The sequence below is a fragment of the Streptococcus infantis genome (genome assembly GCF_047464615.1).
Classification (GTDB): domain Bacteria; phylum Bacillota; class Bacilli; order Lactobacillales; family Streptococcaceae; genus Streptococcus; species Streptococcus infantis_Y.
In genome coordinates this window covers 19,764-33,288 of sequence record NZ_JASHBO010000014.1, presented here as the reverse complement: position 1 = coordinate 33,288, position 13,525 = coordinate 19,764, and the positions used below count along the sequence as shown (strand labels likewise).

The 13,525-nt window shown below is 41.5% G+C and carries 16 protein-coding genes and 1 pseudogene; 15 read left to right on the top strand and 2 right to left on the bottom strand.

Going from position 1 to position 13,525, the window contains the following annotated elements; all coding sequences use genetic code 11:
• Nucleotides 1–34: 34 nt before the first annotated feature.
• Together QM450_RS08630 and sstT are read right to left on the bottom strand one after the other, a co-directional pair.
• Complete coding sequence (locus tag QM450_RS08630; RefSeq protein WP_414320302.1) at nucleotides 35–1,009, bottom strand: aromatic acid exporter family protein; 975 nt, start codon at nucleotides 1,007–1,009, stop codon at nucleotides 35–37.
• Nucleotides 1,010–1,222: 213 nt separating this feature from the next.
• A complete protein-coding gene (sstT, locus tag QM450_RS08625; RefSeq protein WP_414320301.1) occupies nucleotides 1,223–2,428 on the bottom strand; it encodes a serine/threonine transporter SstT in 1,206 nt (401 codons plus the stop codon).
• 150 nt (nucleotides 2,429–2,578) lie between these two features.
• Here sstT and QM450_RS08620 point away from each other — a divergent pair, with 150 nt between their 5' ends.
• From QM450_RS08620 to rpoZ, 15 genes and pseudogenes are all read left to right on the top strand, one after another.
• Nucleotides 2,579–3,145, top strand: coding sequence for a mechanosensitive ion channel family protein (locus QM450_RS08620; protein ID WP_049549263.1), 567 nt, complete (start codon nucleotides 2,579–2,581; stop codon nucleotides 3,143–3,145).
• A gap of 51 nt (nucleotides 3,146–3,196) precedes the next feature.
• Nucleotides 3,197–4,136, top strand: a pseudogene (locus tag QM450_RS08615) (magnesium transporter CorA family protein).
• Nucleotides 4,126–4,653 carry a YqeG family HAD IIIA-type phosphatase gene (locus QM450_RS08610; protein ID WP_414320300.1) on the top strand — a complete coding sequence of 176 codons (528 nt, stop codon included), beginning with the start codon at nucleotides 4,126–4,128 and terminating at the stop codon, nucleotides 4,651–4,653. Before QM450_RS08615 ends, QM450_RS08610 begins: the two are co-directional and overlap by 11 nt.
• Nucleotides 4,654–4,655: 2 nt before the next feature.
• Entirely contained in the window at nucleotides 4,656–5,762 is a 1,107-nt protein-coding gene (gene yqeH / locus QM450_RS08605) for a ribosome biogenesis GTPase YqeH (protein WP_414320299.1), read from the top strand.
• A 212-nt stretch (nucleotides 5,763–5,974) separates the two neighbouring features.
• Nucleotides 5,975–6,286 carry a ribosome assembly RNA-binding protein YhbY gene (gene yhbY / locus QM450_RS08600; protein WP_000060171.1) on the top strand — a complete coding sequence of 104 codons (312 nt, stop codon included), beginning with the start codon at nucleotides 5,975–5,977 and terminating at the stop codon, nucleotides 6,284–6,286.
• Nucleotides 6,287–6,338: 52 nt separating this feature from the next.
• Nucleotides 6,339–6,968 (top strand): nicotinate-nucleotide adenylyltransferase, encoded by a 630-nt coding sequence (locus QM450_RS08595; RefSeq protein ID WP_414320298.1) that lies wholly within the window; start codon nucleotides 6,339–6,341, stop codon nucleotides 6,966–6,968.
• Entirely contained in the window at nucleotides 6,968–7,561 is a 594-nt protein-coding gene (yqeK, locus tag QM450_RS08590; RefSeq protein ID WP_414320297.1) for a bis(5'-nucleosyl)-tetraphosphatase (symmetrical) YqeK, read from the top strand. Before QM450_RS08595 ends, yqeK begins: the two co-directional genes overlap by 1 nt.
• Complete coding sequence (gene rsfS, locus QM450_RS08585) at nucleotides 7,562–7,915, top strand: ribosome silencing factor (RefSeq protein ID WP_414320296.1); 354 nt, start codon at nucleotides 7,562–7,564, stop codon at nucleotides 7,913–7,915.
• Nucleotides 7,916–8,025: 110 nt separating this feature from the next.
• The gene (locus tag QM450_RS08580) at nucleotides 8,026–8,766 is read left to right on the top strand and encodes a class I SAM-dependent DNA methyltransferase (RefSeq protein WP_414320295.1); all 741 of its coding nucleotides are present in this window, start codon (nucleotides 8,026–8,028) and stop codon (nucleotides 8,764–8,766) included.
• A 9-nt stretch (nucleotides 8,767–8,775) separates the two neighbouring features.
• Nucleotides 8,776–9,873: a nucleotidyltransferase gene (locus QM450_RS08575; RefSeq protein ID WP_414320294.1), complete on the top strand. Its 1,098-nt coding sequence runs from the start codon at nucleotides 8,776–8,778 to the stop codon at nucleotides 9,871–9,873.
• 130 nt (nucleotides 9,874–10,003) lie between these two features.
• The gene (locus QM450_RS08570; RefSeq protein ID WP_371607615.1) at nucleotides 10,004–10,258 is read left to right on the top strand and encodes a type II toxin-antitoxin system Phd/YefM family antitoxin; all 255 of its coding nucleotides are present in this window, start codon (nucleotides 10,004–10,006) and stop codon (nucleotides 10,256–10,258) included.
• Between the two features lie 3 nt (nucleotides 10,259–10,261).
• A complete protein-coding gene (locus QM450_RS08565; RefSeq protein WP_414320293.1) occupies nucleotides 10,262–10,516 on the top strand; it encodes a Txe/YoeB family addiction module toxin in 255 nt (84 codons plus the stop codon).
• A 217-nt stretch (nucleotides 10,517–10,733) separates the two neighbouring features.
• Complete coding sequence (locus QM450_RS08560) at nucleotides 10,734–12,347, top strand: ribonuclease Y (protein WP_070461168.1); 1,614 nt, start codon at nucleotides 10,734–10,736, stop codon at nucleotides 12,345–12,347.
• 136 nt (nucleotides 12,348–12,483) lie between these two features.
• Nucleotides 12,484–13,110, top strand: coding sequence for a guanylate kinase (gmk, locus tag QM450_RS08555; protein ID WP_000775049.1), 627 nt, complete (start codon nucleotides 12,484–12,486; stop codon nucleotides 13,108–13,110).
• Nucleotides 13,111–13,134: 24 nt separating this feature from the next.
• Nucleotides 13,135–13,449, top strand: coding sequence for a DNA-directed RNA polymerase subunit omega (gene rpoZ / locus QM450_RS08550; protein ID WP_045763172.1), 315 nt, complete (start codon nucleotides 13,135–13,137; stop codon nucleotides 13,447–13,449).
• The last annotated feature ends 76 nt before the right edge of the window (nucleotides 13,450–13,525 follow it).

Sequence of the window (13,525 nt, the reverse complement as noted above, 5' to 3'; positions counted from 1 at the left end):
ATTGCAAGTTCTCGCAGTTCAAAAGGTGTTTTGTTTATGATGATAGATTGCTTTTTTCTTCAGAATAGCGTTGATAGAAGTCAACTTTTAGTTGAATAAAGTTTTCCAATTCGCGTAGGAGTTGAAGTAAGGTTGCGCGCGTTTCAAATTCTTCCCTTGTTTTAGGGAGGTTACGATTGCGAAATACCTGCAGGTAGCTTTCAATATCCTTTAATAAATCGTTGGCAGGATTGGTCTGACTGAGTTGATCTGCTATTTTAGCGAATAGCTGGGCAAGGATTAGGCTTTCGCTTGCGGCTAGATTACAGGTATTGATTTGTTGAGCCATATTACGAAGAATGCGACTCTGTCTCTGTCTCATTTCGAAATAGTGGATATGATAGTCGGTCTGATGAAAGAGGTGGTCAGAGTGATCAAGATAGACCAGTTTGAGAGCTTCTTCGAGGAGTTGGTCCAGTTCTTCAACGAGTTGGGCACGGTTACGACCATCGCCCTTTCCAAGATAATATTCAAAACGTTGTAAAATGTGTTTGAGTTTTTCTTCTACCTTGAGATGATAGAGATGGATTTCTTCTTGCCGAGAAGGCATGTAAAGATTGACAATCAAGGCGAATCCCGTACCAATCAGAAATAGGAGGAGCTCATTCACTAGCAGATCTGGTGATGTAGACTTCTGAACCAAGAGATGACTGACCAGGACACTACTCGGGGTAATGCCAATTTCCCAGCCCAGTTTATAGGCCAGAGGGACATAGAGGGCCAAATAGAGACCAAAACTCCAGATGTGGTAGCTAGTCAGGTGAAAGGAAAGGACACCAATGAAAAGAGCAAGAAGAGTTGAAAATAAACGATTGCGAGCTAGCTTAATGGTGCTTCGACGGGTATCCGATAAGCTCAATAGGGCAATGATACCAGCGGATACTGCTGAAGATAAATCCAGAAAGTAGGCTAGAACACAGGCCAAACAGGTCGCCAGAACGAGTTTAAAAGTACGTTGGGTGATAGACATGAGACATTTCCTAAAATGAATGATAGAAACCAGACAAAGGCGGTGGGACAGAAATCGATAGACAAAGTCTCGATTTCGTCGTCCCAGCCCCGCGAGGATGATTAGGAGCTTTTTGGAGTCTAAAAGACGAACAAAAAGTTCAATCAGCTACCGCGTCAAAGTTTGATTGTTAATGAAAAGTGAGGTCGGGATTTTTTGTCCCAACCTCCTAGATTATTTTTTGTGAGCAGAGGAAAATTCTGCTACTGCTGTAAAGAGGACATCTGTTGAAGAGTTGAGGGCTGTTTCGCAAGAGTCTTGAATAACACCGATGACGAAACCAACACCCACAACCTGCATAGCAATATCGTTGGTAATCCCAAAGAGACTGCAGGCAACTGGGATAAGTAGGAGTGAACCTCCAGCGATTCCTGAAGCACCGCAGGCTGAGATGGCTGCAACGATACTGAGTACAAAGGCTGTTGCAAAATCAACTGAGATTCCAAGGGTATTGACAGCTGCTAGGGTTAAGATGTTGATGGTAACAGCAGCTCCAGCCATATTGATGGTTGATCCCAAGGGGATTGAGACAGAATAGGTATCTGGATTAAGACCTAGATCCTCACAGAGTTTCATATTAACAGGGATATTAGCAGCGGAACTTCGGGTGAAAAAGGCTGTAACGCCACTGATACGCAAGCATTTCCACACCAAGGGATATGGATTTTTCTTGATAAAGAGAAAAGCAATCAGAGGATTGATCACTAGGGCAACGAAAACCATAGTGGTAATCAAAAGTCCGAGTAAGATTCCGTAATTTGCTAAACTAGCGATACCTTGGTCTGAGATGGTTTTGAAGACTAACCCGAGGATACCAAATGGCGCAAGGTTGATGATCCATTCGACAATTTTTGAAGTCACACTGGCCATTGTTTTGAGTAGCTCCTTGCTATTTTTGCTAGCTTCTCGCATGGCAATCCCAAAGACGATAGCCCAAGACAAAATTCCGATATAGTTAGCTTCGATGATGGCATTGACAGGATTATCTACTATTTTTAGCAGAAGATTGCTGAGCACTTGTCCGATACCGTCTGGAGGAGTAACTTCTGTGCTAGCGCTACTCAAGACCATCTGAACAGGGAAGAGAAAGCTAGCCAAAACTGCTATAAGAGCCGCAGCAAAGGTCCCCAGCAAATAGAGGAAAATGACTTTTTTCATATTGCTATCTTGACCTTTCTGGTGTTGGGAAAGGGCGTTAGCGACTAAAGCAAAAACCAGGATAGGGGCGATGGCCTTTAGTCCTCCTACAAATAAATCTCCCAATAAACCGATGCCAGTTAGATTAGGAACGAGTAGACCTAGAATAGCCCCCAAGGTCATTCCGATTCCGATCCGTTTGATCAGATTTGTTTTGTTCCAAGCACGAATAATTCTTTTCATAAAGGTCTCCTTTTTGTGTATTGTTTATGATTATAGTATAAATATACTTGAAAAGCAAGTGTCTCATAGATTTTATTAGAATAAATGAATATTTATGAAAAGGATGGCTGGGAAGGATTTATGGTATAATGGATAGAAAAGGAGTTTTATATGCAAGAATTTTTTCAACGTTATCTGGATAAATTAGATCTAACAACTGTTTTAGAAAATCTCTTGACCAAGGTGATTTCTCTTCTACTTCTTATCCTTCTATCTTATATAGCTAAAAAGTTCCTCCATGTTGCTGTACGAAAGATTGTCAAACCATCACTTAAATTTTCAAATCGAGATGCTGGTAGACAAAAGACTATCTCTCGTTTGCTTGAAAATATTTTTAACTATATCCTTTATTTCTTCTTGATTTACTGTATCTTGTCTATCTTAGGGTTACCTGTTTCTAGCTTGCTTGCAGGTGCAGGAATTGCTGGGGTGGCTATCGGTATGGGGGCACAAGGTTTTCTATCAGACGTCATCAACGGCTTCTTTATTCTATTTGAACGTCAGTTGGATGTAGGAGATGAAGTTATTTTGACCAATGGGCCTATTACTGTATCAGGAAAAGTAGTTAGTGTCGGAATTCGAACGACTCAACTGAGAAGTGACGACCAAGCCCTTCACTTTGTTCCTAACCGCAATATTACTGTGGTTAGCAATTTTTCAAGAAAAGAAGAGAACTGAAATTTTACTTGATTTATGGTACAATAGAAAGAGTTTGGTAAAGGAGAAACGATGTTTTTAGATAAGCAGTTAGGGAATGGTTGTACCTGGATTAATCTAGATGTGGAAATCATCAAAAATCTTGAAGACCTATCAGAAATCTATGGATTGGATAAAGAAACCATCGAATATGCGCTGGATAGAAACGAACGAGCCCACATGGATTATAATCGTGAAAACGGGACAGTCACCTTCATCTACAACGTTCTTGACTTAGAAAGGGACAAGGAATACTATGAAGCCATTCCCATGACCTTTATCGTGGAAAAGCAACGAATGATTACCATCAGCAATCATAAGAATGCTTATGTCATTGATCAGATGTTAGGCTATCTAGAAAGTCATGAAATCATTTCAATCTACAAGTTTCTATTTGCCGGTTTAGAGCTTATCAGCAATGCTTATTATCCTGTCATTGAACAGATGGATAAAAGTAAGGATGAAATCAGTGCCTTGTTGCGTCAAACAACCACTAAAAAAAATCTCTTTGCCCTCTCTGACTTGGAAACTGGTATGGTTTACTTGACAGCTGCGGCTAAACAAAATCGCCTCCTCTTAGAGCATATCCAGGGACATGCGCTTTATCGGAACTTTAACGAAGTGGAAAGAGAGCAGTTTGATGATGCTATGATTGAAGCTCACCAGTTGGTGTCCATGACAGATTTGATTTCCCAGGTTTTACAACAACTCTCAGGATCTTACAATAATATCCTAAACAACAATCTGAATGATAATTTGACAACCTTGACCATTATCTCAGTTTTGCTAGCCATTCTTGCAGTCATTACAGGATTTTTCGGAATGAATGTCCCTCTGCCATTTACAGAAGAGCCTAATGCCTGGATATATATTTTGATTGCTAGTTTAATTTTATGGGCAATCTTGGCTCAGTATCTAAAGAAAATTGCTAGAAACTAAAAATATAAAGAAAAGGAGCCAGAATGGCGATTGAAAATTATATGCCAGATTTTGCTGTGGAAGCAGTTTATGATCTGACAGTCCAAAGCCTGCAGGAGCAGGGAATCAAGGCTGTTTTGGTTGATTTGGATAATACCCTGATTGCTTGGAATAATCCAGATGGAACAGCAGAGATGAAGCAATGGTTGCATGATTTGCGCGATGCTGGGATACGTATCATTGTAGTATCTAACAACACTCCCAAACGTGTCAAACGAGCAGTTGAAAAATTTGACATTGACTATGTTTACTGGGCACTGAAGCCCTTTACTTTAGGAATTAACCGTGCCATGAAACATTTCCACTATGAAAAAGACCAAGTTGTCATGGTTGGCGACCAACTGATGACGGATATTCGAGCAGCCCACCGAGCAGGCATTCGCTCGATTTTGGTCAAACCCTTGGTCCAGCACGACTCTATTAAGACTCAGATTAACCGAGCGCGTGAGCGTCGTGTGATGAGAAAAATCGCTCAAAAGTACGGACCTATCACTTATAAAAAAGGAATCTAACTATGGAAGAAATACTCTGTATTGGTTGTGGAGCAACTATTCAGACTACAGATAAGGCTAGGCTTGGTTTTACACCTCAATCAGCACTTGAAAAAGGTTTGGAAACTGGAGAAGTTTATTGCCAGCGTTGTTTCCGTCTTCGTCACTACAATGAAATCACTGATGTTCAGTTAACGGATGATGATTTCCTCAAACTCTTGCACGAGGTAGGAGACAGTGATGCCTTGGTGGTCAATGTGATTGATATCTTTGACTTTAATGGCTCTGTTATCCCAGGCTTGCCACGTTTCGTATCAGGTAATGATGTGCTCTTGGTTGGAAACAAAAAAGATATCCTACCTAAGTCAGTGAAACCTGGTAAGATTAGCCAGTGGATCATGGAGCGCGCTCACGAGGAAGGCTTACGTCCTGTTGACGTCGTTCTGACTTCAGCCAAAAACAAGCATGCTATCAAGGAAGTCATTGATAAAATTGAGCACTATCGTAAGGGTCGTGACGTCTATGTAGTTGGGGTTACCAATGTTGGGAAATCAACCCTTATCAATGCTATTATCCAGGAAATTACGGGTGATCAGAACGTCATCACAACTTCACGCTTCCCAGGAACAACCTTGGATAAGATTGAAATTCCGCTCGATGATGGTTCTTATATCTATGATACACCAGGAATTATTCATCGTCATCAGATGGCTCACTACTTGACGGCTAAAAACCTCAAGTATGTCAGTCCTAAAAAGGAAATCAAACCTAAAACCTATCAGCTTAATCCTGAACAAACCCTATTTTTAGGTGGACTTGGACGCTTTGACTTCATTGCAGGTGAGAAGCAAGGTTTCACTGCCTTCTTTGACAATGAACTCAAACTTCATCGTACCAAGTTAGAAGGAGCTAATGCCTTTTACGACAAGCACCTCGGAACTCTTTTAACACCACCAAATAGCAAGGAAAAGGAAGATTTTCCAAAACTAGTCCAACATGTATTTACCATCAAGGACAAGACAGACCTAGTCATCTCAGGACTAGGCTGGATTCGTGTAACAGGCACCGCCAAAGTCGCCGTCTGGGCCCCAGAAGGAGTTGCCGTCGTCACACGAAAAGCAATTATTTAAAATAAAATCACTGAGCGAACAAAGTGAGCTCATACAAAGATAGTTATTGCCGTGGTGTCTTGCCAATCGATAGATTGGCAAGGGGCACAATTGAGACCAAGGCTCAATTGTGAGGTCAGGAAATCCATTTTTCAAAGATGAGATCTTTGGAAAATTAGTTCCGACCGTCCCTCACCACCTAAAATAACTATCAAAAAACAAGGAAGAAAATTATGTCATTAACATCAAAACAACGTGCCTTCCTCAACAGCCAGGCACACACCCTCAAACCCATCATCCAAATCGGGAAAAATGGACTCAACGACCAAATCAAAACCAGCGTCCGTCAAGCACTTGACGCCCGCGAATTGATTAAGGTTACACTCTTGCAAAACACAGACGAAAATATCCACGAAGTAGCTGAAATCTTGGAAGAAGAAATCGGTGTGGATACAGTCCAAAAAATCGGTCGTATCTTGATTTTGTATAAACAATCAAGCAAGAAAGAAAATCGCAAGATTTCTAAAAAAGTTAAAGAAATCTAAGAACGATACTCCCAAAAACTGTATTTTACAGAAGACTAAAGGAGATTAGCCTATGGCAATCGAACTATTAACTCCCTTTACAAAAGTGGAGTTAGAGCCAGAAATCAAGGATAAAAAACGTAAGCAAGTTGGAATCTTAGGGGGAAATTTTAACCCTGTTCACAACGCCCATCTTATCGTGGCGGACCAAGTGCGCCAGCAGTTGGGATTGGATCAAGTTCTGCTCATGCCTGAGTATCAACCGCCTCACGTAGATAAAAAGGAAACCATTTCTGAACACCACCGCCTCAAGATGCTTGAATTGGCTATCGATGGAATCGAAGGTTTAGCTATTGAGACCATCGAGCTGGAGCGCAAGGGTATTTCCTACACCTACGACACCATGAAGATTTTGACAGAGAAGAATCCAGATACAGATTATTACTTTATCATCGGTGCCGATATGGTAGACTATCTGCCTAAGTGGTACAGAATTGATGAATTGGTCGACCTCGTTCAGTTTGTAGGAGTTCAGCGACCACGATACAAGACTGGGACTTCTTATCCAGTCATCTGGGTGGATGTGCCCCTCATGGATATTTCTTCTAGCATGGTACGTGATTTCATCGACCAAGGTCGCACACCTAACTTTCTCTTGCCAAAACCAGTGCTAGACTATATCGAGAAAGAAGGGCTTTACTGATGGCATACCAAGACTATATCAACTGTTCGCGTGAAGAATTGTTGGAAAAAATGGCAGAGCTCCTACCTGAAAAACGTCTAACCCATTGTCTGGGTGTCGAGCGTGCAGCCATAGAATTGGCTCAGCGCTTTGGTGTGGATGTTGAAAAAGCTGGTTTGGCAGGGCTACTTCATGATTATGCTAAAAAGCTATCAGATCAAGAGTTTCTAGACTTGATTGATCGATATCAACTAGATCCAGACCTCAAAAACTGGGGTAATAATATCTGGCATGGGATAGTCGGCATTTACAAGATTCAGGAAGACTTGGATTTGCAAGATCCTGAAATTTCACGGGCTATCGAAATTCATACAGTCGGAGAAAGTCAGATGACAGACCTTGATAAGGTTATCTACGTCGCAGACTATATCGAGCACAATCGTGCCTTTCCAGGTGTGGACCAGGCACGTGAGATTGCTGAGCAATCGCTCAATAAGGCTGTGGCCTACGAAACAGCTCGTACTGTGGAGCATTTAGCTCACCAGGGATTTCCCATCTATCCCCAAACCCTTGAAACCTATAACGCCTTTGTGCACTATTTGAAAGAGGATTAAATGAACGAAAAAGAATTACTAGAACTAGTCGTGAAAGCGGCTGATGAGAAACGTGCAGAGGATATCCTCGCACTTGATGTACAAGATTTGACTAGCGTGACAGACTACTTTGTCATCACGAGCTCAATGAATAGCCGTCAGTTGGATGCTATTGCTGATAATATCCGTGAAAAAGTTGCTGAAGCAGGCTTTAAAGGCAGCCATGTCGAAGGTGATGCAGCTGGAGGTTGGGTCTTGCTAGACCTCGGCGGTGTCGTTGTGCATATCTTTTCAGAAGAAATGCGTGCCCACTATAACCTCGAAAAGCTATGGCATGAGGCGGATTCAGTAGATTTATCTGAAACCTTGGCCTAGTAGATGAACTCAGTTGTAGTCAACTGGGTTTTATTTGCTTATGTTAGAAGAAAATTGTTAGAAAGGTAAGGGCTAGTGGTGTTTACCATGGGGCTCTTGGTATCATGATTATGGCAACTTATGAAACTTTTGCGGCGGTTTATGATGCTGTGATGGATGATAGTTTATACGATAAATGGACGGATTTTTCTCTGCGTCATTTGCCAAAAACTAAGGAGAGAAAGAAACTCTTGGAATTGGCTTGTGGAACAGGAATTCAATCAGTGCGCTTCTCTCAGGCTGGTTTTGATGTGACTGGACTTGATTTGAGTGCGGATATGTTGAAGATTGCCGAAAAGAGAGCGGCTTCAGCCAAGCAAAAGATTGATTTTATCGAAGGCAATATGCTGGATTTGTCCAAGGCAGGGAAATTCGATTTTGTCACATGTTATTCGGACTCAATCTGTTACATGCAGGATGAGGTGGAAGTAGGGGACGTCTTTAAGGAAGTGTATAATGCCCTCAACGAAGATGGAGTATTTATCTTTGATGTACATTCGACCTACCAGACAGATGAGGTTTTTCCAGGCTATTCTTACCATGAAAATGCCGAAGACTTTGCCATGCTCTGGGACACCTATGAGGACGAAGCTCCTCACTCCATCGTGCATGAGTTGACCTTCTTTATCAAGGAAGCGGACGGTTCCTTTAGTCGCCACGATGAAGTGCATGAGGAGAGAACTTATGAGGTTCTGACCTATGATATTTTGCTGGAACAGGCTGGTTTCAAATCCTTCAAACTCTATGCGGACTTTGAAGACAAGGAGCCAACAGAAACTGGCACCCGTTGGTTTTTTGTCGCTCGGAAGTAGGAGATTTCCATGACCATCACAGGTATTATCGTGGAGTTCAATCCCTTTCATAATGGCCACAAATACCTGCTAGAACAGGCAGAGGGGCTGAAGATTGTTGCCATGTCTGGGAATTTCATGCAGCGTGGGGAGCCTGCTATCGTGGATAAGTGGACACGGGCTCAGATGGCGTTGGAAAACGGAGCGGATATGGTAGTGGAATTGCCCTTTTTAGTCAGTGTTCAGGCGGCTGATTTCTTCGGTCAAGGGGCTGTGGATATCTTGGCACGGTTGGGGATTGATAGCCTAGCTTTTGGGACAGAGGAAGTTCTGGATTATCAGAAAATTGCAGACCTATACTCAGAACGTGGTCAAGAGATGGAGAAATTTGTGGATAACTTACCTGATTCTCTTTCTTACCCTCAGAAAACGCAAGCTATGTGGAAGGAATTTGCAGGTCTTGATTTTTCAGGCAATACGCCTAATCATGTCCTTGCTCTCGCTTATGCCAAGGCGGTTGCAGGACGAAACATCAGACTTCATCCGATTCAGCGTCAAGGAGCCGGCTATCATTCTGTGAACAAAGATGTAGACTTTGCCTCGGCCACAGCTCTCCGTCAGCACCAGAAGGACCAAGATTTCTTAGAACGTTTTATGCCTTCTGTTGAAATCTTTAAAAATGCTGGTAAGGTGAGCTGGGATAACTATTTTCCCTTGCTCTGCTATCAAATTTTGTCAAATCCTGACCTAACTACTATTTATCAGGTTAATCAGGAAATGGCAGTGCGTATCAAGGATTCCATAAAGACAGCTCGGTCTGTGGAAGAGTTAGTCGAGATAGTTGCTACCAAACGGTACACCAAGGCACGTGTACGTCGTTTATTGACTTATATCTTGGTACAAGCCAGAGAATGTGCCTTGCCAGAAGCTATTCATATCCTTGGATTTACCGAAAAAGGCAGGCAACATCTCAAGTCTCTGAAAGAGCAGGTCAATCTAGTTAGTAGAATCGGCAAAGAGCCCTGGGATGCCATGACTCAAAAGGCGGACCAAATTTATCAGCTGGGACACCCAAGTATCGCAGAACAAAATTTTGGTCGAGTGCCAATCAGAATCGAATCAAACTAAGTCTACTGAAAGGTAGGCTTTTTTAGTTTTTTCGAATAAATAGATAGAAGCGGGAAAACTTGTACAAGTTCCTGACAATTTTTTTCTTTTCGTGTATAATAGTTGAAAAGAGGTAAAACGAGGTATGGTTATGGAAGCAGTTCTTTACTCAACATTCCGAAATCATTTAAAAGACTACATGAAGAAGGTAAACGATGAGTTTGAGCCTTTGGCAGTAGTCAATAAAAATCCAGATGAAGATATTGTAGTCCTATCAAAGAGCGAGTGGGATAGTATTCAAGAAACTTTGAGGATTGCTCAGAATAAGGAACTTTCTGACAAGGTCTTGCGAGGAATGTCCCAAGTTCGTGCAGGACGCACGCAGGTTCATGTTATTGAGGAGTGATGAATGCTACTCAAGTTTACAGAAGATGCCTGGGAGGATTATTGCTACTGGCAAACTCAAGACAAGAAAACGCTAAAAAGAATCAACAAACTAATCAAGGATATTCAACGTGATCCATTTACAGGAATTGGTAAACCAGAACCATTCAAATATGATTACCAAGGAGCTTGGTCACGTCGTATTGACGCAGAAAATCGCTTGATTTATATGATGGATGGTGAAAGCATCGCTTTTTTATCCTTTAAAGATCATTATTAAGTCTACTGAAAGGTAGGCTTTTTAACTTATTTTTTTCTAAAAAAATCTTTAAAAATTTACTTAGGGAGAATAGCTTATTTTATTAGGGAAAATAAGGTTTTTTAGACTTGAAATGACCAAAACAACTTCAATTTAAGGTTTGTTAAAAATGATTTTTTATGGTAGAATGTATAAGAATGCATATCATTCGGATAAACAAATAAATTGAGGTAAAAACATGGAAATTATGGCGATTGTTATCGTTGTTTTTGCCGTCATCATTGGTTTAGTCATTGGATATGTCAGCATCTCAGTCAAGATGAAATCATCACAAGAGGCTGCGGAGCTGATGCTTTTAAATGCTGAACAAGAAGCAACTAATTTACGAGGACAAGCGGAGCGCGAAGCGGATTTATTACTCAATGAAGCTAAGAGCGAAAGCAAGTCTCTTAAAAAAGAAGCACTATTGGAGGCCAAAGAAGAAGCCAGAAAATACCGTGAAGAAGTGGACGCTGAATTTAAATCAGAACGTCAAGAACTCAAGCAAATCGAAAGTCGTTTGACCGAACGTGCTAGCAGTCTTGATCGTAAAGATGACAATTTGACGAACAAAGAAAAAACACTTGAACAAAAAGAACAAAGTATTTCTGATAGAGCAAAAAACCTTGATGTACGTGAAGAGCAACTAGAAGAAATTGAGAAACAAAAGCAAGCTGAACTAGAGCGTATTGGAACTCTGACTCAGTCGGAAGCAAAAGACATTATCTTGGCCCAGACAGAGGAAAACTTGACTAAGGAAATTGCTAGTCGCATTCGTGAGGCTGAGCAAGAAGTTAAGGAACGTTCAGACAAATTGGCTAAGGATATCTTGTCTCAAGCCATGCAGAGAATTGCTGGTGAGTATGTAGCTGAGTCTACCAACTCTACAGTTCATCTGCCTGATGATACCATGAAAGGTCGTATCATTGGACGTGAAGGACGTAATATCCGTACTTTTGAAAGTTTGACAGGGGTTGATGTTATCATTGATGATACGCCAGAAGTAGTAACCTTGTCAGGTTTTGATCCTATCCGTCGCGAGATTGCCCGTATGACGATGGAAACCTTGCTTAAGGATGGACGTATCCACCCAGCTCGTATCGAAGAGTTGGTTGAGAAAAATCGTCAAGAGATTGATAACAAGATTCGTGAATACGGTGAGGCTGCCGCCTATGAAATTGGTGCACCGAACCTTCACCCAGACTTGATGAAGATCATGGGTCGCTTGCAGTTCCGTACTTCATACGGACAAAATGTCTTGCGTCATTCGATTGAAGTTGCTAAGTTGGCTGGTATCATGGCTAGCGAACTTGGTGAAAATGCTACCCTTGCTCGTCGCGCGGGATTCCTTCACGATATTGGTAAAGCTATTGACCGTGAGGTAGAGGGTAGCCACGTTGAGATTGGTACTGAATTGGCTCGCAAGTACAAGGAACACCCAGTTGTGGTCAATACTATTGCCAGTCACCACGGAGATGTAGAACCTGAAAGTGTGATCGCAGTCATCGTTGCTGCGGCGGATGCCTTAAGCGCAGCCCGTCCAGGAGCTCGTAGTGAGTCACTCGAAAGCTACATCAAACGTCTCCATGATCTTGAAGAAATTGCTAATAGCTTTGAAGGTGTTCAAAATAGCTTTGCCCTTCAAGCTGGTCGCGAAATCCGCATTATGGTAAATCCAGGTCAAATCAAAGATGACAAGGTCACAATCTTGGCTCATAAAGTTCGTGAGAAAATCGAAAACAATCTCGATTACCCAGGAAATATCAAGGTAACCGTGATTCGTGAACTTCGTGCAGTTGATTATGCAAAATAAATAAGAAAGAGCAGTTGAAAAATTACTGCTTTTTTGTTACACTAGATAGAAAGATTGTAGCGAGCAGAAATGGCTTTAGATATATAATCTTACAGAAATTTTCAAGTCATTTCACAAACTATCCAAAGGAGACATAATGGCAGACCGAGGCTTACTAATCGTTTTTTCAGGTCCTTCAGGAGTTGGAAAAGGAACGGTTAGACGAGAAATTTTTGAGAGTTCTGAAAATCAATTTCAATATTCTGTATCTATGACGACACGGGCACAACGTCCAGGTGAAGTAGATGGTGTTGATTATTTCTTCCGTACACGAGAAGAATTTGAAGAATTGATCCGTCAAGGGCAAATGTTAGAGTATGCAGAGTATGTAGGCAACTACTACGGAACTCCTCTGACCTATGTTAATGAAACGCTTGATAAGGGAATCGATGTCTTTCTTGAAATTGAAGTACAGGGAGCTCTTCAGGTCAAGAAAAAAGTTCCAGATGCTGTCTTTATCTTTTTGACACCACCAGATTTGGAAGAATTGCAAGACCGTCTCGTTGGTCGAGGTACCGATAGTGCAGAAGTAATTGCTCAGCGTATCGAAAAAGCCAAGGAAGAAATTGCTTTGATGCGTGAGTATGACTATGCCATTGTCAATGACCATGTTCCTCTTGCCGCAGAACGTGTCAAACGTGTGATTGAAGCAGAACATTTCCGTGTAGATCGCGTGATTGGTCATTATCAGGATATGCTACCAAAGTCTCCGACTATTCGATAAACTATAGAAAATAGGTACAAACAAATGATGCTTAAACCCTCTATCGATACCTTGCTTGATAAGGTACCATCAAAATATTCACTCGTAATCTTGGAAGCAAAACGTGCTCACGAATTAGAAGCTGGAGCACCTCCAACTCAAGAATTCAAATCTGAAAAATCTACTCTTCGTGCCTTGGAAGAAATTGAATCAGGGAATGTAACCATCCACCCAGATCCAGAAGGAAAACGCGAAGCTGTTCGTCGTCGTATCGAAGAAGAAAGACGATTGAAAGAAGAAGAAGAAAAGAAAATTAAAGAGCAAATCGCGAAAGAAAAAGAAGAAGGTGAAAAAATTTAAGGTTGGGGGGACTCAATCTTATTTTTTCTATTGCAAGAATACTCAATCAATTAAAAGGATTTAAGAAGAGAAGGAG